26 protein-coding genes are annotated in these 21,827 nt (G+C 23.4%); 17 read left to right on the top strand and 9 right to left on the bottom strand.

Annotation, left to right across the window (positions count from 1 at the left end):
- The 4 genes from ACRCYC_RS10270 to ACRCYC_RS10285 all read left to right on the top strand — a co-directional run.
- Positions 1-223, top strand: a 223-nt coding sequence (locus ACRCYC_RS10270; protein ID WP_438619041.1) for a hypothetical protein, incomplete at its 5' end; no start/stop codon positions are given.
- A gap of 139 nt (positions 224-362) precedes the next feature.
- Entirely contained in the window at positions 363-851 is a 489-nt protein-coding gene (locus tag ACRCYC_RS10275) for a hypothetical protein (RefSeq protein WP_438619042.1), read from the top strand.
- Positions 852-864: 13 nt separating this feature from the next.
- Complete coding sequence (locus ACRCYC_RS10280) at positions 865-1,017, top strand: hypothetical protein (RefSeq protein WP_438619043.1); 153 nt, start codon at positions 865-867, stop codon at positions 1,015-1,017.
- A 234-nt stretch (positions 1,018-1,251) separates the two neighbouring features.
- Entirely contained in the window at positions 1,252-1,815 is a 564-nt protein-coding gene (locus tag ACRCYC_RS10285) for a hypothetical protein (RefSeq protein ID WP_438619044.1), read from the top strand.
- Positions 1,816-2,096: 281 nt separating this feature from the next.
- Here the strand turns inward: ACRCYC_RS10285 and ACRCYC_RS10290 are convergent, their stop codons facing one another.
- Together ACRCYC_RS10290 and ACRCYC_RS10295 are read right to left on the bottom strand one after the other, a co-directional pair.
- Positions 2,097-3,353, bottom strand: coding sequence for an AI-2E family transporter (locus tag ACRCYC_RS10290; RefSeq protein ID WP_438619045.1), 1,257 nt, complete (start codon positions 3,351-3,353; stop codon positions 2,097-2,099).
- A 229-nt stretch (positions 3,354-3,582) separates the two neighbouring features.
- Positions 3,583-5,523, bottom strand: coding sequence for an FUSC family protein (locus ACRCYC_RS10295; protein ID WP_438619046.1), 1,941 nt, complete (start codon positions 5,521-5,523; stop codon positions 3,583-3,585).
- 298 nt (positions 5,524-5,821) lie between these two features.
- On the opposite strand from ACRCYC_RS10295, the gene ACRCYC_RS10300 reads away from it, so the two are divergent.
- The 4 genes from ACRCYC_RS10300 to ACRCYC_RS10315 are packed head-to-tail and all read left to right on the top strand — an operon-like array spanning position 5,822 to position 8,863.
- Entirely contained in the window at positions 5,822-6,517 is a 696-nt protein-coding gene (locus ACRCYC_RS10300) for an ABC transporter ATP-binding protein (RefSeq protein ID WP_438619047.1), read from the top strand.
- A 13-nt stretch (positions 6,518-6,530) separates the two neighbouring features.
- On the top strand, positions 6,531-7,307 hold the full coding sequence (locus ACRCYC_RS10305) for a hypothetical protein (RefSeq protein ID WP_438619048.1): 777 nt from the start codon (positions 6,531-6,533) through the stop codon (positions 7,305-7,307).
- A gap of 4 nt (positions 7,308-7,311) precedes the next feature.
- Positions 7,312-8,493 carry a hypothetical protein gene (locus ACRCYC_RS10310; RefSeq protein ID WP_438619049.1) on the top strand — a complete coding sequence of 394 codons (1,182 nt, stop codon included), beginning with the start codon at positions 7,312-7,314 and terminating at the stop codon, positions 8,491-8,493.
- Between the two features lie 13 nt (positions 8,494-8,506).
- Positions 8,507-8,863: a GntR family transcriptional regulator gene (locus ACRCYC_RS10315; RefSeq protein WP_438619050.1), complete on the top strand. Its 357-nt coding sequence runs from the start codon at positions 8,507-8,509 to the stop codon at positions 8,861-8,863.
- A 250-nt stretch (positions 8,864-9,113) separates the two neighbouring features.
- Here ACRCYC_RS10315 and ACRCYC_RS10320 read toward each other — a convergent pair whose 3' ends face one another.
- Both ACRCYC_RS10320 and ACRCYC_RS10325 read right to left on the bottom strand, forming a co-directional pair.
- Positions 9,114-9,854, bottom strand: a complete 741-nt coding sequence (locus tag ACRCYC_RS10320; RefSeq protein ID WP_438619051.1) for a hypothetical protein — start codon at positions 9,852-9,854, stop codon at positions 9,114-9,116.
- A gap of 50 nt (positions 9,855-9,904) precedes the next feature.
- On the bottom strand, positions 9,905-10,600 hold the full coding sequence (locus tag ACRCYC_RS10325; protein ID WP_438619052.1) for a hypothetical protein: 696 nt from the start codon (positions 10,598-10,600) through the stop codon (positions 9,905-9,907).
- A gap of 395 nt (positions 10,601-10,995) precedes the next feature.
- On the opposite strand from ACRCYC_RS10325, the gene ACRCYC_RS10330 reads away from it, so the two are divergent.
- The 3 genes from ACRCYC_RS10330 (at position 10,996) to ACRCYC_RS10340 (ending at position 14,237) form a co-directional block, all read left to right on the top strand.
- Entirely contained in the window at positions 10,996-11,811 is an 816-nt protein-coding gene (locus ACRCYC_RS10330; protein ID WP_438619053.1) for a DUF368 domain-containing protein, read from the top strand.
- 116 nt (positions 11,812-11,927) lie between these two features.
- Positions 11,928-12,086: a hypothetical protein gene (locus ACRCYC_RS10335; protein WP_438619054.1), complete on the top strand. Its 159-nt coding sequence runs from the start codon at positions 11,928-11,930 to the stop codon at positions 12,084-12,086.
- Between the two features lie 480 nt (positions 12,087-12,566).
- The gene (locus ACRCYC_RS10340) at positions 12,567-14,237 is read left to right on the top strand and encodes an MFS transporter (RefSeq protein WP_438619055.1); all 1,671 of its coding nucleotides are present in this window, start codon (positions 12,567-12,569) and stop codon (positions 14,235-14,237) included.
- A gap of 117 nt (positions 14,238-14,354) precedes the next feature.
- Here ACRCYC_RS10340 and ACRCYC_RS10345 read toward each other — a convergent pair whose 3' ends face one another.
- Positions 14,355-15,260 carry a tyrosine-type recombinase/integrase gene (locus tag ACRCYC_RS10345; RefSeq protein WP_438619056.1) on the bottom strand — a complete coding sequence of 302 codons (906 nt, stop codon included), beginning with the start codon at positions 15,258-15,260 and terminating at the stop codon, positions 14,355-14,357.
- Positions 15,261-15,871: 611 nt separating this feature from the next.
- Complete coding sequence (locus tag ACRCYC_RS10350) at positions 15,872-16,213, bottom strand: phage holin family protein (protein ID WP_438619057.1); 342 nt, start codon at positions 16,211-16,213, stop codon at positions 15,872-15,874.
- Positions 16,214-16,766: 553 nt separating this feature from the next.
- Between ACRCYC_RS10350 and ACRCYC_RS10355 the strand changes: the two genes are divergently transcribed.
- From ACRCYC_RS10355 to ACRCYC_RS10380, 6 genes are all read left to right on the top strand, one after another.
- Entirely contained in the window at positions 16,767-17,078 is a 312-nt protein-coding gene (locus tag ACRCYC_RS10355) for a hypothetical protein (RefSeq protein WP_438619058.1), read from the top strand.
- 243 nt (positions 17,079-17,321) lie between these two features.
- Complete coding sequence (locus tag ACRCYC_RS10360) at positions 17,322-17,726, top strand: hypothetical protein (RefSeq protein WP_438619059.1); 405 nt, start codon at positions 17,322-17,324, stop codon at positions 17,724-17,726.
- A 101-nt stretch (positions 17,727-17,827) separates the two neighbouring features.
- Positions 17,828-18,223 (top strand): hypothetical protein, encoded by a 396-nt coding sequence (locus tag ACRCYC_RS10365; protein ID WP_438619060.1) that lies wholly within the window; start codon positions 17,828-17,830, stop codon positions 18,221-18,223.
- A gap of 90 nt (positions 18,224-18,313) precedes the next feature.
- Positions 18,314-19,393 carry a glycosyltransferase gene (locus ACRCYC_RS10370; protein ID WP_438619061.1) on the top strand — a complete coding sequence of 360 codons (1,080 nt, stop codon included), beginning with the start codon at positions 18,314-18,316 and terminating at the stop codon, positions 19,391-19,393.
- A 3-nt stretch (positions 19,394-19,396) separates the two neighbouring features.
- Positions 19,397-19,759: a hypothetical protein gene (locus tag ACRCYC_RS10375; RefSeq protein WP_438619062.1), complete on the top strand. Its 363-nt coding sequence runs from the start codon at positions 19,397-19,399 to the stop codon at positions 19,757-19,759.
- Between the two features lie 57 nt (positions 19,760-19,816).
- On the top strand, positions 19,817-20,146 hold the full coding sequence (locus tag ACRCYC_RS10380) for a hypothetical protein (RefSeq protein WP_438619063.1): 330 nt from the start codon (positions 19,817-19,819) through the stop codon (positions 20,144-20,146).
- A 37-nt stretch (positions 20,147-20,183) separates the two neighbouring features.
- Here the strand turns inward: ACRCYC_RS10380 and ACRCYC_RS10385 are convergent, their stop codons facing one another.
- Genes ACRCYC_RS10385 through ACRCYC_RS10395 form a run of 3 tightly spaced genes read right to left on the bottom strand, consistent with a single transcriptional unit; the run spans position 20,184 to position 21,695 of the window.
- Positions 20,184-20,690: a hypothetical protein gene (locus ACRCYC_RS10385; RefSeq protein WP_438619064.1), complete on the bottom strand. Its 507-nt coding sequence runs from the start codon at positions 20,688-20,690 to the stop codon at positions 20,184-20,186.
- Complete coding sequence (locus tag ACRCYC_RS10390) at positions 20,683-21,438, bottom strand: ParA family protein (RefSeq protein WP_438619065.1); 756 nt, start codon at positions 21,436-21,438, stop codon at positions 20,683-20,685. Before ACRCYC_RS10390 ends, ACRCYC_RS10385 begins: the two co-directional genes overlap by 8 nt.
- Positions 21,435-21,695: a TIGR04540 family protein gene (locus tag ACRCYC_RS10395; RefSeq protein ID WP_438619066.1), complete on the bottom strand. Its 261-nt coding sequence runs from the start codon at positions 21,693-21,695 to the stop codon at positions 21,435-21,437. The genes ACRCYC_RS10390 and ACRCYC_RS10395 overlap by 4 nt, the downstream gene beginning before the upstream one ends.
- Positions 21,696-21,827: the final 132 nt, after the last annotated feature.

Genomic DNA, 21,827 nt, shown 5'->3' on the forward strand with positions numbered 1-21,827 from the left:
TACAACAAACTCTAATTCAGCAGTTAATATTTTATTTAGTGAATTTTTTAAAGGAATAATTATTGTTTTACCTGATTCCGTAAATGATAAAAATATTAAAGATATTATAAGATCTAATAGATTTACTATAAATTTAAATATAGAATATAAAATGTGTCGAAATATAGATTTTAGGAATATTCATAAATCAATTCTATTTTTAGCAAATATTATTTTCTGTTAAAATAACAACAAATACTTAAGATGGAAAAATAATGAACTAATACATAATTTGGGTGAAAATTTTTAGTTTTGAATTATATTTTAAATAGTGTTAGAATATACGATATATACTAAATTAGATTTGAGGTAGATTATATATTATGAATAGTAATTTTGATACACTTGAAGAATATTTATTCAAAAAAAATATTATTAGCACTAAAGAACTTCTTGAAGATAAATCATTTAACGAAAAAATTAAATACATAAATAAAGAGATTGAAAATAAAGATAGTAAACTTAATGCTTTTATTAATAATATTATAATTGAAAAAAATATTTTAGAACTTGATAAATTAGGAACTTTATTAAATAAACTAAATCTCGCCTTCAACTTTAAAATGCAAAGTTTAGATACTGAAGATGTCGAACTTATAAAACTTTATATTAAGCATGCAGATGAAAATACTTGTACTAACAAAGTGAATTTTATAAAACTTATAATAAAGTCTAATGATTTAGAGGGCGTAGATATTTTGCTAAACAATAAATTTATAACAAATAGAAATGTTGATAAATATTTAAACTTTGCTATAAATAGCAGAAAATATGAAATAGTTCCTAAACTAATGGATAAAAAAAATTCGTAAAGGACTGATGTGAATGGGCTTAGAATTTAAAGTTAAAAATGTAAATATTTTAGATGATTTACAAGAAGAACTTTCAAAAAAGTTAAAAGTAAAAATAAGTTTTGATGACCTAGATAATGAAAATCAAAATGAAGATTTAAAAATTGAAAAAAAAGATGAAGAATAATTTTAAACTCATAAATAAATGTATTTATACAATTTATTTATGAGTTTTTATTTTCTTAAATTATCCTCTAAGAAAAAGTGCCACTTTTCTTTTATAATTATTTAAAACTGATATTTACAAAATAGAAAATAAACGTTAAAGATATTTTAATTGTTTGGTAATATTGAGTTTGTAAATTTGGAATAAACTAAAGTTAATAAATCAAAGGAAGAAAAGCCTTAAAGGGGGAGTTTGATGAAAACTATTAATTTTAATTTTAATGAATTTAATTTATCAACTTTTATAGATGACTACAGTAAGGATGTTAGAAAAGTATTTGGGATTAATAATAAAGAACCTCTTGGAAGAATAGTAGAAATGTTAAATCACAATACTTTAGAACCTATATTTTTTGATGAGCCATTAAATAAAGAAGGATTAATCAATAAATTAGAGAATGAAGAGGGAGCAATATTTTTTCCATTAGGGTGTTTAGCTGACGAATCTATGAGATTTTTTAGATTTATTGATTTAAAAAAATATAAAATTTCAGAAGGTATTATAGAAAATAATTACTTTGAAGAGGATCTTGAAAGTGATACTGAAGATATTTTAAGTTTTGGAAATTTAAATATAGATAGAGATACTTCTATAGGAATTGTTTTAACAAAAATAAATAATAAGTTATTTATAAGTGTTGCTCAATATGAATTTGGAAGTTGTTTAAGTTTACCAACACTTTCTTTGAAAGAAAATTCAGGAGATTTATCTAATATAGTTATAAATTTTATATCTAGATACAATAAATCTTTTAATTAAATATAACAATAAAGGTAATATTTTGAATTTAAAATATTATCTTTCTTTATTTGTATTATAAGTTACTTTTAAGAATGATCCTGATACAATGTAAACGTAACTTGATAACATTATTTTTTGAATAAAAAATAACGAGATATTTTTTAATATCTCGTTATTTATAGTAGCTTATTTTAGTGTATGTGTGTGATAATTTAAAATGTGACAGTTAAATTATGCTTTAATTATACATCTGAATTGTTAAGATTTTGTGAAGAATGTGTATGGCATGAAAACTGATTTTATTTCTCTTTTTTATCTGAAGGATTTTCACTCAGCGTATCATGTGTAATAGGATCGCTAGTAAGTTCTTCATCTACTATTTCTTCAATTTCATCATTAACCTTTTCTATATCTATTTTTCTTTTACTTAATCGTTTATTTGTTATATCTCCAAATACTTTATATAAAACAGCAAATAATGGAATTCCTATAAAGATTCCAACAATACCATATACACTTGTACCTATAAGAATTGCAAGTGTTACCCATAAAGAAGATAATCCAACAGAGTTACCAACAACTCTAGGGTATATAAAATTACCTTCTATTTGTTGAAGCACTAAAATAAAAATTAAAAAAGTTAGCGCTTTTATAGGACTTACCATAAATAATATAAATAATGAAGGGATAGTTCCTATAAATGCTCCAAATATAGGTATAATACTTGTTGTACCTACAAGAGTTCCTATTAAAAAGGCATATGGAAGTCTAAGTATAGTCATTCCAAGAAAACATAATGTACCAACTATTACAGCTTCTATACATTGTCCAGTTATAAATGAAGCATAAGTTTTATTAGCTATTTTAGCAACTTCTAAAGTTTTATTAGCAACTTTTTTTGGAAAAAATGCATAAAGAATTTTTTTACATTGTCTTGTTAACTGTTCTTTATTAGCAAGCATATATATTGCAAAAATAATTGCTAAAAAAATATCAAATATACTGGTTGTTACGTTAAGAGTAATATCTATTACATTTGATAAGAAAGATGTAAGAACCTGTGTTGATACACCAAGAATTTCTTTCCACATATTTAATATATTATTGAACATTTCATTTAATTGAGCTGAATTAACATTTTTAAGTAATTTTTCCACGAGTTTTTCTAGCTGCATTAGATATGCTGGAATATTTTCACCAAGCTTAGAAACACTTTCTATAAGTTGTGGAATAACGAAAATTATAACACCTGTTAAGACTGCAATTACAGTTAATAAAGATAAAAGTATCGAAATAGGTCTTTTTATAGCACGTATTTTAGGTTTAGAACTTTTATCTATAAATTTTAAAACTTTATTATCAAAAAATTTCATCAATAAATTTAGAACAAAAGCGATTCCAATAGCCCAAATAAATGGTGAAATTATATCTAAGCACCACGAAAATAAACTAGTAAGTTTAGAGAAATTTACTAGAATAGCTCCAAGTATTAATATATAGGTACTTAAGATGATATAAGTTTTTAGTTTTAAATCTTTAAAAAACACTAATATCACATTCCTTTAATTTTATAATATAAGCTTTATAATATTGCTTATTGTCTGTATACAATTTTATAACAAATAAATTACTAATACAATTTAAATTGGAAAATAATTTAAAATTGGTATATTGCTAAAAATAGACTTAGAAATTTAAAATAAAAATAAACTTCCAAGTCTATATAAATTTATTTAACAAAAAATACCTATTTATTTTTCGAAATAAGTATTAGGATATTATTTGTTAACTATGCAAAATTTGTTCTTTTAAATTTGTGCAAGTATTTGCATTGATTAGAATTTCTAATATATCTCTATATATTAGAAATTCACTAGTTTTTTTTGTCTCTATAAAATAGGGAATTAAACTTTGAGGTATTTCTTCATTTAATAATTCCTCTTCTTTTAATGACGATAATTTTTGTCGCATTTCATTTAATTTTTCAAGTCTATAATCTCTATTATCTTGTAGTGATAAATCAGCATATTCAATTCTATTTAAAATAGACTGTACTTTTATCAAAAGATATCTTTCTTCATATAAAAATTTACTTAATAACTTATTGTCTAAAGCTGTATTATTTATAAGTATTTTATTTTCTATAGATTTAGCCAAAAGTATTTGGTTTTTTATTTCTTGTCTATTTTTTTCATCTTTTGTTATACTTAATAATTTATCAATTACTAGTTCACTTATTGAATGATATTGACATATTAAATATCTAGTTTCTTTTGATATATAATATGGAAATATAATCTTCCCAGATACTAATGTAATAATAACTCCTATTATCACTAGATATATTCTAGTGAAAGATAAAAATGTAGCATTAGGATCTGTCATACTTGCAAGGCCTAAAACAAGAAGAGTTATATATGTAATTTGTTTATCATAAGTTTTCATAAAACTATTAACATAAACTGTAAGCATAAGAATTATATAACGTTCAAACTGATTTCTAAATATAGTAAATAAAATCATAAATAGTATTGCACCAAGCACTGTACCTTTTACTCTATGAAAACCTCGTTTATTTAAGGTATCATTATAAGGCTGACTAACAGAAGCTATAGTATATATAATCCAACTACCATGTTGTATATGAAAATATTGAATTAAAAAATACGTAGTCGATATAGTTAAAGCTGTTCTAAAAGCAAAGGTAAATCTAACTGAGTTTGTATTAAAATGTCCTTTAAGAATTTTAAAAAACTCTAATAAATCATGAGTTTTTTCTTTAAAGCCAAACTTTTCATTATCAGTTATATTAAGTTCTATTAATAAATTCTTTAAAATAATGATACCTTCCTGTATTTCGTAAAGTATATGATGGTCTAAAATATCCTCTTCTATCAAAAAGTTTGAATTTAGTATCGCTGAATTAAGTTTTGTTGTATTAATTTTTCCAACTGCATATTTTTTTAAAATACACAAGCTTTGTTTAAGTTTAAATACAAATTCTAAATCTTCAGATATATTAGAGTTCATATGTATAAAATCTAATTTTAATTTTTCTAAAGAGGATATAATATTTAATTCAATATCTTCTTTTTTATTTAAATAGAAGTTATTATTTCTAGTTTCAAATATTTCATTTGTCCATTTTTTACTTATATCTATAAAATTTTCTCTATGAACATTTATATCTTTTTCATAAATTACATCATCAGCTAAATTATAAATTATATCCAATAAATTAGTTAAATGTGTTTGTTTATTCTTATAAGAACGCCTTCTATTAATAGTTATTTGTATTATGAATGATACAATAGCTATAACGACTAGTGCTCCTATTCTAAGGGAAAATCCATTTAAATCTTTAGGCGATACACACAAAAGTAGAGTATAACCTAATAAAAATGGGAAATATATAGATTTTTTCAATCTATATACAAGTAAATATAGTAGTATAAAAATTGCTAAAAAGTTTATAGGAAAACCTGCAAACATATTTAGATTAGCAATATAAGGAACTACTCCTATAAACAAAGTTAAAGATAAAATTTTGAAAAATATTCTAATAGGACTTCCTGTAAAATCCTTATTTAGAATAAATAATGCTATAAGAAAAACAACTATGCTGAGTATTATATTATCAGCGCCAAGATAGAATTGTGCTGATATAAAAGTTAGAACTGTTGCTATTAAAACAAACGTATTTCTAACAATTAATTGCTTATCCATAAAATCTCCTAATATATAATATTTTTCAGATAAACTTAGTATTTTGTAATAAAAAGTTCATGTAACATACATTATACATAGATTGTATTGGTTTGTCTAAATAATAGTTTAAATAATTATTTTTAATTATTACTTTTTTATTAAGATTTAATATTTTGATGTTTTGATATTGAAGTATCATATGTATTAATACTATAATACATATATAGATAAAATTTATTTAATTTAACAAAGATAAACATATTTTTTTGTGATTTGTGTATTAGTGATTTAATACATTAAGTGTAAGGGAGGATTTATGATAGAGATTAAAAATGCTGTAAAAAAGTACAAAAAAAATAATGCATTAGATGGACTAACTGTAACAATAGAAGAGGGTAAAATAACAGCTCTTTTAGGATTAAATGGGGTAGGAAAATCTACTACATTAAAGGCAATTATGGGAATAATCAAATTGAACGCTGGCGAAATACTTATAGATGGTGAAAAGCTTACGAATAAAACTTATAACAAGATTGCTTTTGTACCTGATATTGAAATACATTATTCTTATATGACTGTAACTCAAGTTTTTAAATATATGAGTGATTTTTATATAAATTGGAATATGGAAAAAGCAAATAAAATGTGTGAAGAACTCAAAATTGATAAGGATAAAAAAATTAACAGAATGTCAAAAGGAAATATAGCAAAAGTAAAACTTGTTTTAGGTTTTGCACAAGATCCTAAATATCTTTTGCTTGATGAACCATTTTCTGGAATAGATATATTTACAAGAGAAGCTTTTATAGGTTCAATTATAAGATATATGCATGATGAAATGGCTATTCTTATTACAACTCATGAAATAAAAGAAATAGAAAATATAGCTGATGAGGTTATATTAGTTAAAGATGGAAAAGCAGCTATAAAGTTTAATGTAGAAGAAGTTAAAGAAGAAGAGGGACTATCTATTCTTGGAAAAATGAGAGAAGTTTATAGCGAATATATTTAAGGGAGTGATTATTTTGAAAGTAAATTTAAGGGGAAATAAATTTTTAAAATTTTTGGATTTTGAATTTGAAAAAAATTCAAAAGTTCTGTGGTTAGCAATAGCTTTATTTATAATTCCACAACTTTTAGGAATTCTTTTTCAATATATAGATACATTTAGTACCACATATTATGGTCTTGAGTATTCAAATTTTATAGGTATGAAAATTTCTAACACTAGATATATGTTAGAATCTTTAACACTAATATTAGGTGGTAGCTTGTCAATCATATTTATATTATGGATATGGTATTCAGAAATACTCGGTAAAAATAAAACACTTTATTCTATTATTATGCTACCAGCAAATAAACTATATGTTTTAGTAAGTAAATTTATAGTTACATTAATACTTCCTTTAATATTCTTTTTCTTATTTAATGTTTTAAATTTATTTGTAGGTGTTCTATTTAAATCTTTTATGAATAGCTCATCAACAAATTCATATTTTGATTATTTGTTTGGTAGTTCTATATTTGATGGAATTACTATAATAATTATTATAATAATGGCTATTATCGTTATTATTAATTTATTTTTCTTTTGTATAGCTAGTATTATAGCACCTATTAAAGGAACTATACTTTCACTAATATATTTTGCAATACAAGGATTTATTGGAATATATATTTTTACAGGATTTGAAGTTGGTTTATATTCATATATAGCTATTTGGTGTGGATCTCTTATTATAATAGCTACAACATTAAATGTATATTTAATTACTAAAAAGTTTTATATAGGGGGATAATTAAATGAGAAAAATGAAGATAGGAATATATATTCTTAGCCTTTTATCTTTAGGTGTATTAAGTGTGAATTTAGTACCTGACTTATTAGAAAAATCAGATAAAATAGAAATAACAACTGAAAAAGGAAACTTAGCAAGTTTAGGGAATAACGAATTACTTTTTAATTTTTATCAGGGTACTATTACTAGACCTATTGGGATGATACAAGATGGTAAGTACATCCAAAAATCTGAGAGAACAGACAGTATAAATGATGTTTATACATTAAATAATTCAGGTATATATTTATCAAAAGAATTTCAAAAAACGCATAAGGATTTAGTAAACACATTTGTTAAACTTTTAAATTCAAATTCTATATTAAATAAACAATTTAAAAGTCCTACTATATGGGGATTAGACACAGAATTTCCTTTTATTACATCAACGACAACAGAGTATTCAAGCAATTCATATGAAAAAGATTTTCTTGAAATATATAGATATGATAAAGATAAAAATGTTGTAAAAGATACTTTAAAATTAAAGGACTTAAACATTAATTTATATGATTTTAATTCCTTATTTGATGCGAAATTAAAGGGTAATATACTTAGTACTATTGGAGTGAATTTTAATGAGGGATATTCAAGTCTAAGTTATAAACAATTGGATTTAACGATAGGAAAAATAATTTGTGATAAAAGTTTTGATTTAACATATATAGATAAATATCCTGTAGCTTGGATTGGGGATAATTATATTTATACATTTGTAGCGGAGAACTCAAATGAAAAAGAAGAGGAGACATTAATTAGTAGATTTTATAAAATAAATTTAAATACTTTTGAAAAAGAATTGCTATTAGAAACAGATTGTGCTAATTATAGTATAGATAATTTAAATAATATACTTAATATCTTTAGTAAAACTGATGATAACAAAACAAATTTATATAATATAAATTTAGATAATGATAGTGTTAAAGAGTATAATAATTTACCATTTAATTCATTAGAAGTTTCTTCTTATGATGACCAAATATCTACCTATATGATTAATGGTAATAAATTAGTAGTATTAAGTGATATAACTGATAAATTAACCTATAAATCTAAGGTTAAAGTCATAAATCTTAATAATAATACAATAGAATCGGAGATTTCAGTAAATAATCATATGAGTATTAAAAGGATAGCTAAGTAAAGGAGGGAATTTAGTGTATTTTGAAGTGAATGATAATGAACCAATATACCTTCAAATAATCAAACATATAAAAATATCAATAGTAAATGGAAGTTTGTGTGCAGGGGAAGAAATTCCTTCTAGAAGGGAATTAGCAGAATGTTTGAAAGTTAATCCTAATACAGTGCAAAGAGCATATAGAGAAATGGAAGGAGTGGGGATAATAGAAACTATTAGAAATTTTCCAAGTAAAATTACAACTAATGATAAATTATTAAAAACAATAAAAAATGAGCTACTTTCAGAGGCTGTAAATACATTCACAAAATCAATGAAAGAATTAAAATTATCAAAAGAAGAGGTAATTAATCTTATAAATGAAAATTTTTAGTAGCATAAATAGCTATAATGAATATATTATGAATTATTAATATAAAAAGGTTAGAATAATGGAAATATTAGAATTCATATTTCAAGATATTTGGCACTTTCTAGGATGTGTAATTATTTTAGAAGTTATATTTGGTGGAATTAGAGGACTTTTCTCTAAAAAAAATATAAAAATGTAAAAATATAAAAAAGAAACTAAGTTTTCTATTAAAGGAAATTAGTTTCTTTTTAATTCTTTAAAATATTTTATATTAAATTCTTTTAGTTAAAATACTAGCACCTATTGAACCTAATATAAAAGCTCCACCAAGTAAATAATTACTCATATTTTTGAAATGTCTAATTTTTTGCATAGGAGTTAATTTTCGATTAAGTTCTGGAACTTCTTTTTTTAGAAGATATTCATAGATATAACGTACTTGATTCATGGTATATGAATCAAGACTTCTAAGTTCATATTCAATAGCCTTACTCTCATCTATTTTTAAAATTAAAGTTTTTATTGTAGATTTTTTGTCACTAGCTTTTACATCTACTAAACTACAACCAAGTACTTCATTAAAAGTAAATGTTTTAATTTTAATAACTCTAAATACATAATCAAAATAATAAACTTTAAAATCATTGTCTTTAAAATAAATTTTATAATAAATAGCATCGTTAGGATTATCACTAGCGATTTCATCTTTTACTACTGGTTTACTATAAAAAATACCTTTAAATTTAATATTTTCATTATTATCTAAGTCAATTTTTTCTTCTACAAATTTTTTTAATATTCGTGGTTCTTGTACGCCATATCTTGGTGTTACATTTATATAATTACGAATATATTTTAATTTTAAAATATCTTCAATAGTTATAGGAATTTTTACTAATGAATCTTTACTATTATATAAATATAGTGTTTCTTCTATAGCTTTAATTTCATGTCTATTTAATCCTTTAGATAAAAGAGAACTTTTTTGTTTATTATTAAATTTTACTTTCATAATTACTCATCTCCTATGAATTATGTTCTTACATAACTACTTGGATTATATTAATTATCTTCTACAATATCCAATGCACTAAGAGCTCTAGCACCATACATATTCATTCCTAAAAAATATTTTTTCAGAGTTTTTTTTGTAGGTTCTACATCATCTAATTTTTGCGTAGATGCTGTACCTTTCTCTACTAAAAAGTCATTAAATCTTTTTAAAATTCTAGTAGTTCGTAAGTCTAAACTATATAAATGATATTCATATTGATTACTGTGATCATTAATAACAAAAACCTCTTCTTGGACATTTTTATGATTATGTTCTATAGTCATAAGTTTTGCTCTTATAATGTTTTCAAGTTTTAAATCCTTTATTTTGATAACTCTAAATATATAATCTAAATAATATATTTTTATATCAGTATTTGATACAAATATTTTATAATAAGAAGTGTTTTCATCAGTATTCTTAGTAACAAAAATAGGGTTAAATAAATAATCTTTATTTTCAAAATCTAATCTACTTTCTACTAATTCTTTTATTATATTTGAATATTCTACAGTAAATTCTTCTGTTTGATACAAATAATTTTCTAAATTTTCAAGTCCTAAAATAGAATCAGTAGTTATTTTTATTAATGAATCAGTAGAATTATATAATTCTAAAGTTTTTTCAATCCCTTTAATTTGATCCGTCGTTAAGTTTTTAGCTAATAATATTTTTATTTGTTCATCTGTGAATTTATTTTCCACCGAATAATTCCTCCTAAAGTAATATATTATATACAAATTATAATTGTTTCTATAAAATACTTCTATTTTATAGAATTGTTAAAATAGAAGTTATCTATATTTATTTTATTAATTTCATCAAAATAATCATTATAAAAATTTTGTTATTTAAAAATTCAAAAATTTATTTTATAAATTTATAAAAAATGATAACTAAAACGTTATTATATATATAGGCTTTTAATTATTTATATAATATGTATTTCAATATATATAAAAGAAGAAAAGTGATATTTTTACTATCTTATACCTGAATTTTAATATTTTAACCTAAGCTTAACATTTGATTTATGCAAATAAAAATAATTATATGTTATAATTTCCTTAAACAGACATTTTAGGGAGGAGTTTTATTAGTGAAATTTTTAGTTAATATTTTAAAAGGTATGGTTATAGGTATATCTAATATTATACCAGGGGTAAGTGGTGGAACAATGGCTGTTGTTCTTGGAATATATGATAAGTTGATTGGAGCAATAAATGGATTTTTTAAAGATATAAAGAAAAACATAGTATTTCTAGGCTCTATTGGTCTAGGTGCTATACTTGGTATAGTATTGTTTAGTAAACTTCTAACTTATTTATTAGATAAAAACAATGGTTTTATGGAAGCTACCCATTTCTTTTTCATAGGACTTATAATAGGATCTTTACCTATTATATATAAAAAAGCAACTGAAAAAAAAGTTGAAAAGAAGAATTATATTTTCTTTATAATTGCATTTATAATAGTTTTTATAATGTCTATTATGGGAGATTCTGAATCAAGTCAAACAGTTATAAGAGAATTTTCATTAGCAGCTGGTATTAAATTAGGTATTGCTGGTTTTGTTGCAGCAGCAGCTATGATACTTCCGGGGGTAAGTGGATCATTTATTTTACTTTTAATGGGGATTTACTCAACTGTTGTAACAGCTGTATCTGAAATGAACATAGTATTATTAATACCAGTTGCAATAGGTGTAATTCTTGGAATATTAACAATGACAAAACTAATTGAAGCTTTATTTAAAAGATATCCACAAACAGCTTATTTTACAATCTTAGGTCTTATAGTAGGGTCTATTGTTGCTATATACCCTGGTGGATTTGGTTCTAATATGTTAATATCAATAATTAGTGGAATTGTTGGATTTGCAATAGCATTTATGCTTGGGAAAAAAGAAGCTTAATATATAGAAAACAACCTCTTTAAGAATTGAAGAGGTTGTTTTTATTTGATATTTTAAATTAAAAGTATTAGAATTTAGATAATAGATAAATTTATTATATTTATGGAGAAAGCAATATGTATAGCATAAGAAGAGATGGAGAACGATTAGAACAAGATTATCAAGATAAAGTTAAAGAAGCTTCTAGAAAGAATACTAGTATTTCAAAGACAAAAGATTCTAAAAAAAAGCTGAAAATTTATCTAAAATCTAAAAGTAAAAATTTTGATTATTAAAAAACACTTCCAAAGGGGCTAATCTTTGGAAGTGTTTTCGCTTTATCTTTTTTATTTAATATAATTCAACGATATTTTTTTCTCATTGGTAAACAAAGAACTTATCGTTCTTTTGTGATAATCTTATTATACTAGTCATATTATATTTAATCTTTTATTTTTTATTGCTTAACAATTACAAAAATATAGTTTTTTGGTTAATATTTTTTATGTTTATCATAATAATATAAGTTTACTATTATTAGTTGACTAAGTATTTTTATTTAATTATAATGTAAGGTGCCAAAAGATATAACTGTATTACAAATTTAACAAATATAACCAAAACTTATGTTATATATAAGTTTTATATCCTTTTATTTGCTATAGATAAAGGGATTAGAAATAATATCTATAAGATAAAATATTAAAAATATAAACAGTTATACAAATTATACAAAATGATATATAGAAAATATTCTATATACAAGGAGGAAACAAATGAAAAAAGCATCAACTAAACTTGCTATGGTTGTTTTCCTTTTAGGTATAGCTATGGGAGCTTTAGATTCTGGAATAGTTGCTCCAGCTAGAAATATTATTGCAAATGGTTTAAAAGTTAGTCAAACATCTAGTATATGGATGATTACCATTTATACATTAGCATTTGCAGTAGCAATGCCTATTATGGGAAAACTTTCTGATAAGTTTGGGAGGAAAAAGATATATATGATTTCTATAATCTTATTTGCTGTAGGATCATTATTATGTGGACTTTCTAATATATTTGAAAGTTATAGTATGCTATTAATTTCACGTGCTATAGAAGCTGTCGGTGGTGGTGGAATTATGCCAATTGCAACTACTTACATTGGAACTTCTTTCCCTGTAGAAAAGAGAGGTTCAGCACTTGGCTTTATAGGAGCTATTTTCGGTATATGTACAGTTATAGGACCAACACTTGGTTCTGCTATTTTAGGGATGTTTGGAAATCAAAATTGGGGAATTTTATTCTACATTAATATTCCTATAAGTATTATAGTATTGGTACTTGGAATTAAACTTGGTGAAAGCAAATCCGCTAATAGTGGAAAATTAGATATTGCAGGAGCTCTATCACTTGGAGTTGTAATACTTTCACTTATGTATGCGTTAACAAACTTAAATTTTGATAATTTATATACATCAATTATGTCAAAAGATGTATTGCCATATCTAATTATATTTATTATTAGTATACCTATATTTGTATTAATTGAAAGAAAAGCACATGATCCTGTTCTTGATCTTTCATATTTTACAAATAAAAATATATTAATAACTTTAATTGTTAGTTTAATTGTAGGTGCAGGCTTAATGTCACTAGTATTTTTACCTCAATTTAGTGATAATGTATTGAAACTACCATCAGGTACTGGTGGATATTTCTCTACTATATTTGCTATATTTATGGGAGTTTCTTCTGTAATATCTGGTAAATTAATAGATAGAATAGGTCCTAAAATAGTTCTGATAAGTGGTTTTATAATATCTATAATAGGATCTGCTTATTTTGCTTTTGTAACAGCAAATTATCCTAGTCTTATAAATTTACTTGTAGGAATAGGTATTTTAGGTTTTGGTTTTGGATTCACTTTTGCAACACCATTAAATTACCTTATGTTAGCTTTAGTGCCTGAGTCAGAGGCAACTATGGGGCAATCCACAGTAGCTTTAGTACGTTCTATAGGTGTTGCAATAGGACCAAATTTACTCGTTAATTTTATTTCAAACGCTGCACAAAATGTTCCAAATAAAATTATGTCAGTAATGCCAAAATTACCAGCTCAATTTGCTAATCACGCTTCTAATATGTTTAGTGGTGGCACTACAGCTAGTTCATTCCAAAATGCATCAGCTAATAATATCTTTAGCTTAATATATAATATGGTTAATCAGCAGTTTGATAGTTTATCTAGTCATATGGGAAATAATCCTGTATTTGTACAATTTAAAACATCTTATTTGTATAGTCTAACTAATTCAAAAGATATAATAACTACAACATTCCAAAACACGCTAAATAAAGGATATGCTCACATGTTTATTGCATCAGCCACATTTTGCGTTATAGCTTTTGTTATATCTCTATTTTTATCAAATAGACATAATTTAAAAGTTAAAGGAAAATAATATTGTAATCTAAAAAAAGAAGTAATTATTTATCTGAATAATTACTTCTTTTTATTTTGAATTTTTCTAAATAAAAAACTTTCTCTATATGTAAAAATGTAAAATTAAGTTTATTTTTTAATCAACTAAACTTTTTCTTACGAGATTTACACTTGAACTATACTCATCAATTTTTTCTTGATCTACATTTATATACCTTTGAGTTATTGCTACACTAGAATGATTCAAAAGACTTCTAACTAGTTCTAAGTTATTGTTGCTAGCCTTATAGGCATTAACGGCATAAAACTTTCTAAAGCTATGAGTTCCTATGTAATTATACCCCAAATAATCAGTCGCTTTTTTTAAAATTTTTTGTATATTTCGGGCTGTCATATTAAAAAGATAATCATCTAAACTTAAGTTTAAATCATCTGCATAATCTTGTAATGCTTCTATAAATTCAATATTAACTTTTCTATATTGTAATTTTTTGGTTTTCTGTTCTATAAAAGAGATTTTACTTCCTCTTATATCTCTAAGTTTCATTCTTAAGATATCATTAATTCTAAAGCCAATTGTGGCTTGAACACTTAAAATTAAAGCAACTTGTTTATTTGGTTCAATTCTTCTTTTTGAACCTCTTCTATCTGTATACTTAGCGCCGAATTGTAAAAGTGATATTATTTTATTAAACTCCTCTTGTGTTAAAGGTCTTGTTGCCTTACTTTCATTTAATTCTTTATCTATATCATCTCTACTTTTATTCTGCTTTGGTTTTGATATTGATTTTATACTTTTTTTATTATAAATACTAATATTTTTTTCACTTTCGATTTTCACAGAATTTTGAGTTTCAAAATTATTACGTTCTTTAATTTCCTTTACTAATTCAATTTGAAAATCTAAATCCATCTCAAAATCCAATATTAAATTTATTAGATTTTTATCTATTTTAACGCCACGATCTGTTAGTATTTTAAACTTTTCTTCGGTATTTAAAAATTCTGTTGTTAAAATTTTAAAAATATCTTTTTGTTCCATAGTCACCTTCATTTTTTATAAATAAATTTTTTATGTTTTTATTATATCAAACTTATTCGTATTTTGCAAAAAGTTATTCGCTTTTATAATTTTTAAATAAAAGTTTGTTTTTGCATAAATATATGTAAAGCTAGTGTTTTCAATACACCAACAAAAGTTATTCGTATTTTAGATAAAATACGAATAACTTTTGTTAGTGTACTTTAAATTGTAAATGAAGGTTAATTCCAGCTAGAGCTTTTAACAGGATCCTAATATAGAATATAATAATTGTAAAAGTGATAAATAAAGAACTAATCCTTACATTTTAAAATTATTAATGTCAATAACTTTAAAATGTTAAATAAAATATATAATAACTAAATATTCGCAATTGATTTTTGATAATCGAAAGAAGACTAAGTTTAATAATTGGAATTGTAAAGGAAGAGGAACTTTTAAAACTATAATACAAATTGAAACTCAATTTAAGTAGACTTTTCATTGTATAGCAAATTTTAAATTGGAGTTATCTAGAAATATTAACCATCAATATAAAATTTTAAAAATAAACATTAATTTGATATAAAAATAGAGCTTAGATAATCTAAGCCCTATTTTATATATATTATTTAATCTTCATTTGCAATTACGTTTATCAATGTATTACATATAGCAATTATGATAGCAAGCACTGCACTTTTGAAGAATCCATGTATGTATACGCCATCTATTATTTTATCAGCTAACATAACCATTAGCACGTTGATTACTAATGAAAAAATACCGAACGTAAGGCATGTTATAGGCAAGCTAATTAATTTAACAATAGGTCTTATAACTATATTTATAATAGTTAGCACTATTGCAAATAATAAGACTGCCGTTAAACTAGTGTATACTCCAAGATGCACAAATCGTATACCAACAAAAGTTGCTATAAAAACAGCTATTATATTTAATATAAATCTCATAATTATCTCCTTTTCATATATTTAAAAATTAAAATTTTTATTGCTTCATTATAGCATAGTATAAGTTTGAAGGTTTTATCTTTTATATTACATTTTAATGGTAATTTAAAGCAAAAAATTCTTCCTAAAACTCTAAATGTTTTAAATAAAGCTAATTCATTTCTATTAAATTTACACTAAAATACAACTAAAAACAAGTAATTTTCAAAAGTATTCACAAAATACCACAGCTACCTAATATCATTTTTATAAATTATATATTCTTAACATTAACAGCTCAATAAATACAAACAAATAATAGTTTTTAAACTATATAATTCGTTAAAATGAGAATATTCACGAGGTTTTAATTTTTAAATCACATAAATAATTCGTACTTTAAACAAAACATAATTTGTTTTCAAAATTAAAGAAAACATTTACTATTATAATTCAGCAAAATATTATACATAAAAAATCAGCTTATTTGCTTTATTTAAATAAAATAGTTTTAGTAACATAAATTAATATTTATGAGTAAACTATATTAAAAGGCTATAAGGGAAGTGTATTTATGGATTGTTTTATTTTTATAATCATAGCTATGATCTTTTTTGTTATATCATATAGAGTAGGGGTAAACAAAGAACTTTATTTACTTAATACTATTGATAAAGAAGATGCAAGCAAAATAAAAAATAAAAAATTCGTTGCTAAAAAGTTTGGTTTATATTATTTATTTCTTGGTATAATCTCAACCTTATGTGCTTATATAACTAAACTTCTAGGTTCAGTAGGCCTTGGACTTTCTATGGTCATTTTAATGATTTTATTTTTTATATCAGTAGGAATGGCAATAAATCTTTATTGGTCTATTAAAGATTAATCATGTGCATCTCTTTAAAAATATAAAGGTATCTATCTCAAAATATATACTTAAAATTATAATATTAAATATTTTAGGAAAGCCTCTACTTAAAATAAAAAAGTAGAGGCTTCTTAGTTATAAAATCAATTATTTTTACATATTAATTAAAAGATATAACATAATTAGAGCCGATTTAAGATATGATATTTTTGAATTGTTTGACTTATATAAAACAAACTATTGTAAGGTAGGTAATAGTACATGTTTAATAATTTTGTGGAATTTATAGGCTTACAGCCTCTTCTAAGTAAATATTCAAAAGAAAACTTTTATACAGTAATTTTAGAAGATACTATATCGAATATTAGCGATTCTGATAATATAGATTTAAATAAAATATATATTTCTTTAGAAAAAGAAATTGAGTCAGTATATAATAGTAATAATATTTTTTTGATGTTAAAAATTTTATTGAATATTGAATATATAGACCATAATGATAATGGGATTTTACTAGGTCAAGAATTTGTTCGATATAAAAGTTTATTATTTCCTAAAAACACTTCAAACAATTCTACTTATATATTTATAAATGAAATTAAAACTTCTATTGTAGAGACAAATATTTATTTATATATAGAATTTAGAATTTTTTCAGAAATATGATTATAAATTCAATTCAAGTAAATGGTTGTCTACCTACCAAATCTCTAAAAAAAATACAAAAAAAAAATTTACAATTCGCTGATGTTATTCATATTTTGAAAGTGCAAAAAGATATTAAATTTATATATGAAATAAACTTGAATTTAGATAAAGTTAAAATAGATAAAATGCATTTATCAGATGCTTTATTACATATAATTAGAGCTAATATAAAGATTGATATTCTATATAGTAATAACTTAGGAGAGGGATGCTTTTTAAAAGAAACTTTACCTATAGTCTTAAGAAGTAAAGAACTTAATTCTATTGATAATATAAGTATTTTAACTATAAATTTAGAAAAAAATAATGATTCTCTTATTATGTTTTTTAGTATATGTATTATAGGCGAAAATTCTTCTTGTATATCTAATTTTAAATACACAAACGTAAAGTCTACTAGCATAATTGAAACAACAAAAGCATTGCCCTATGATAGTACTTTAGATTTTTTATAAATATAAATTTTATATAGATTAAAAAGGATTTAACTTATAGATTTTTACTAGAAAGCTTACTATATAATAATAAAAGGAGTTGTGGAACAAATGAATATGTTTATAGATGGACTTACTTACTTTTTTCACAAAGGTGAATATGGTAGTTATATAAGAAGCTTAGTAAATAATATATTAGATGAGAATCGCAAAGATTTAATACTCCTGAAAGATTCCATTTTTGAAGACATTAAAGTTAACAATATAAAAATAGAAGAATTACAAATATCCAGAGGATTTGACACATTATCTCAAGAGTTTCTTCACTGTACCAATAATGGATTTTATATCAATAGGAAAAAACAAAAAAAATATATAATTAGTTTAAATTCAGCCTTACCATTAGTGTGTCCTTCTATATTAAATAATAATTTTATTAATAGATACGAAAAAGCTATAGATATTATGAATCATGCTAATTATATAACGGTAAGTTCAAATACACAAAAGAATATTTTAATGAAGAATAATATAAATATTGAAAAAAACATCAAAGTTTTATACCCTAATATATCAGATCTATTTCAAACTAGAAAGAAGAAAATGTCTAAAATTTACATACAAAGTAAGTTTAAAATAAAAGATAATTATTTAATATATATAGGAGAAATTCATAGAAGAAAAAATTTAGAAGAGGTTTTATACTTCTTTAAAATTTTAAAAGAAAACTCCAAATATAATAATGATTTATTAATTTTAAGCTTTTTTGCTATTCACAATAACGAGTATGAAAAAAAATATGAAGGCGAACTCATTGAACTTAGTAAAATATTAGGAATTTACAATCATATTATTTGGATTAAAAATCCAAATTTAACCAATCAATATCATCTACTTAATGCAGCTAAAAAATTTATAGATCTCAGTACATTTGATGATTTAAATTTAAGTATCATAAAAGCATTTCTCTGTGATACAGAAATCATATGTAGTAATTTAAACTTATATAAAGAATTATTAGCTGAATATCCTAAATATTTTGAATTTGATGATACTATAGTACATGATTTTTATGAAACTAATCTTACGCCAAAAGAAAATGAAAGTTTTGACTTCCTAAGAGACAAATTTAGAGGGAATGAAAGCTCTAAAATTTTAATTAAATTATACAATATTCTTTTAAATGGGTGATATATGAATATTTTAAATTCTTTTAAAAAAAATAATATTACAGAATTTTATTATAATATTCCTAATGATGAAATTTTTGAAATACTATCTGTTAATACCAAGATTCAAAATGTAACTTATAAAAATATAGGCTCTGAGCTGCATCTTATTATTAAACAAACTTATAAAATAGAATTTATAAATAATAGCTTCAATCAAGGGGCTATAATAACTAATAATACATTTTCTTTTCTTATCAAGAATTTAGAAGATATAAATACTACTATTTTAGATATAAATTGTAATGTACAAAAAATAATATTTAAATTTGAAAAAAAACAATTTATTTATATATCTACATTACTAAATATTGAATATAAACTTTAAATACTATAAGAAGTTGTTGCATATATTTATATAGTAATTATATTAGGAGGGTTTTTATTGAATAGTAAGCAACAAATCTTCAATAGTTGTATAACAGGTAATACGGAAATATTTAATACTGAAAATTATTGTGATGACTTAAAAATAGATATTTCAACTACTACGCATAATGGTGTGAATATATGGGGACAAGTAAAAAACAAAAATGATGAGTGCATACCTTTTGCATTTGTTAAGCTTGTAAAACCACATTTATTAAACGGAATTATCTCATTTGAAGAAATTGCTCATTGCGTATCTGATTCATCTGGCTTTTATCAATTTAATATCTTAGCAAAGCCAAACGAGTCATATCAATTATTAGTTAGTAAGAATACATCACTTTAAAAAAGAAAAAGGTTATCAGATTCGATAACCTTTTTCTTTATTTTTCTACTTCTAAATTATTTAATATTTCATCTAATATTGTTTGAACAAATTCAGATTTTCCCATTCCTGTAGCTTTAGAAAATTTATCTATTTTTTTTATTGTCTCAGGTTTTAAATAATAAGTTATTCTCTTTGGCGCTTCTTGTTTTTCAACTTTTTTTATAACTATTTTATTTATATTAATATCTGAAACAATCTCTTGCTTTTTCTTAGTAGATTCTATTATTGTGGGATTTTCTTTTTGATCTTTTATGTCAATCAGAGTTTGTACCTCTTCTTCTAAGTTTACATTTTCTATAGCCTCTATAGAGTCAACTTCATCATCAATAATATTAAGAGTTATAATTTCCTCATTATCATTTATTTGATTACTTTCTTCACTCTCTATATTTTCTGTATTTTTTTCTTTTTCAAAGTTATTTTCGGCTAGCTTTTTCTTAGCTTGCATTTGTGCTTTTAATGCTTCAAAATTTTGGTTTATAGAATTTTTTTTCTTAACCAATTTTTTTCACCAACCTTTCTAAAACTGAGAAAAATTGACTGCCTGCTTCTTCATCATATTCAAATACTGTTTTACCCATTTTACCTGCTTCAGTTATCTTTATTCTTCTATTTATAGGTTCAGTTACTAAGTCACCCATCTCTTCAAAAAATTCATAAAGAAAATTCAAATTTTCTTTTGCGTCTTTAGTTCTTTTATCATACATATTAGGAATTATTAATGATATTTTTTCAGGTGATAATCTTAAATCTGCTAAGTATTCATATATACTACCACAAGCTCGTACAGAAGCAGCTTCTACTTGTACTGGCATTATTATATTATCAACATAACAAAGCACAGCATCATTAATTCTAGTTCTTTGAGGACCACAGTCTATTATTGCATAATCATAATCTTTAGTTTCAAGACCTTTTAGCTTTTCTGATAATATCAGATCTATTCTAGACTCTCTATAAAACTCTGCATTTATTTCTTCTATATGAGAATTAGGAAGAAGATCTAAATTTTCTCTTGCCTGTATAATACAATCATCAATAGAAACAGTTCCTCGTTTATCTATCAAATCATAAAATGTTTTTTTATAATCATTTTCATTTATTCCTAAAAATAAACTAGAATCATTTTGTCCATCAAGGTCTATAAGAATAACTTTATTCCCAAGTTTAGCAAGTCCATGAGATAGTTGTACTGCAACCGTACTCTTACCTACTCCACCTTTATTATTTAAAATAGCAATCTTCTTCATTCAATATCTCCCCCTTTTTTGCTCAAAATAGCATAAAGTACATTAAGCCTAGTCTTTCCAAGTATCTGCTTTGGTTTTTGAGCTATCTCAGTACCTTTATAAAATTTATCTTTATTAGCTTCTATTACAGAAGTTATTTTATCTTCTAATTCTTTATCTAATACTTTATTTTGAAAATACGCATCTATAAAATCTCTAAGTGCATATCCTAATTCTAATTGATTCTTATAATATAGCCTTAAATCATTTTTCTCCATAAATAAAAAACAACCCTCCTATTTAAATTGTAAACGAACATAGTATTCCATTGTTAACCTTAATCTTAACCTTATTTTACCCTAATTTATACTAAAATTCAAATTGTTTTTGCCACAAATTCTAACTAAAGT

The organism is Paraclostridium sp., assembly GCF_051657365.1.
GTDB lineage: Bacteria > Bacillota > Clostridia > Peptostreptococcales > Peptostreptococcaceae > Paraclostridium.

Coding starts and splice junctions, on each gene's coding strand:
- ACRCYC_RS10275 (WP_438619042.1), top strand. CDS start 363: ATGAATAGTAATTTTGATACACTTGAAGAATATTTATTCAAAAAAAAT.
- ACRCYC_RS10280 (WP_438619043.1), top strand. CDS start 865: ATGGGCTTAGAATTTAAAGTTAAAAATGTAAATATTTTAGATGATTTA.
- ACRCYC_RS10285 (WP_438619044.1), top strand. CDS start 1,252: ATGAAAACTATTAATTTTAATTTTAATGAATTTAATTTATCAACTTTT.
- ACRCYC_RS10295 (WP_438619046.1), bottom strand. CDS start 5,523: ATGGATAAGCAATTAATTGTTAGAAATACGTTTGTTTTAATAGCAACA.
- ACRCYC_RS10300 (WP_438619047.1), top strand. CDS start 5,822: ATGATAGAGATTAAAAATGCTGTAAAAAAGTACAAAAAAAATAATGCA.
- ACRCYC_RS10310 (WP_438619049.1), top strand. CDS start 7,312: ATGAGAAAAATGAAGATAGGAATATATATTCTTAGCCTTTTATCTTTA.
- ACRCYC_RS10320 (WP_438619051.1), bottom strand. CDS start 9,854: ATGAAAGTAAAATTTAATAATAAACAAAAAAGTTCTCTTTTATCTAAA.
- ACRCYC_RS10335 (WP_438619054.1), top strand. CDS start 11,928: ATGTATAGCATAAGAAGAGATGGAGAACGATTAGAACAAGATTATCAA.
- ACRCYC_RS10340 (WP_438619055.1), top strand. CDS start 12,567: ATGAAAAAAGCATCAACTAAACTTGCTATGGTTGTTTTCCTTTTAGGT.
- ACRCYC_RS10345 (WP_438619056.1), bottom strand. CDS start 15,260: ATGGAACAAAAAGATATTTTTAAAATTTTAACAACAGAATTTTTAAAT.
- ACRCYC_RS10350 (WP_438619057.1), bottom strand. CDS start 16,213: ATGAGATTTATATTAAATATAATAGCTGTTTTTATAGCAACTTTTGTT.
- ACRCYC_RS10355 (WP_438619058.1), top strand. CDS start 16,767: ATGGATTGTTTTATTTTTATAATCATAGCTATGATCTTTTTTGTTATA.
- ACRCYC_RS10360 (WP_438619059.1), top strand. CDS start 17,322: ATGTTTAATAATTTTGTGGAATTTATAGGCTTACAGCCTCTTCTAAGT.
- ACRCYC_RS10370 (WP_438619061.1), top strand. CDS start 18,314: ATGAATATGTTTATAGATGGACTTACTTACTTTTTTCACAAAGGTGAA.
- ACRCYC_RS10375 (WP_438619062.1), top strand. CDS start 19,397: ATGAATATTTTAAATTCTTTTAAAAAAAATAATATTACAGAATTTTAT.
- ACRCYC_RS10390 (WP_438619065.1), bottom strand. CDS start 21,438: ATGAAGAAGATTGCTATTTTAAATAATAAAGGTGGAGTAGGTAAGAGT.
- ACRCYC_RS10395 (WP_438619066.1), bottom strand. CDS start 21,695: ATGGAGAAAAATGATTTAAGGCTATATTATAAGAATCAATTAGAATTA.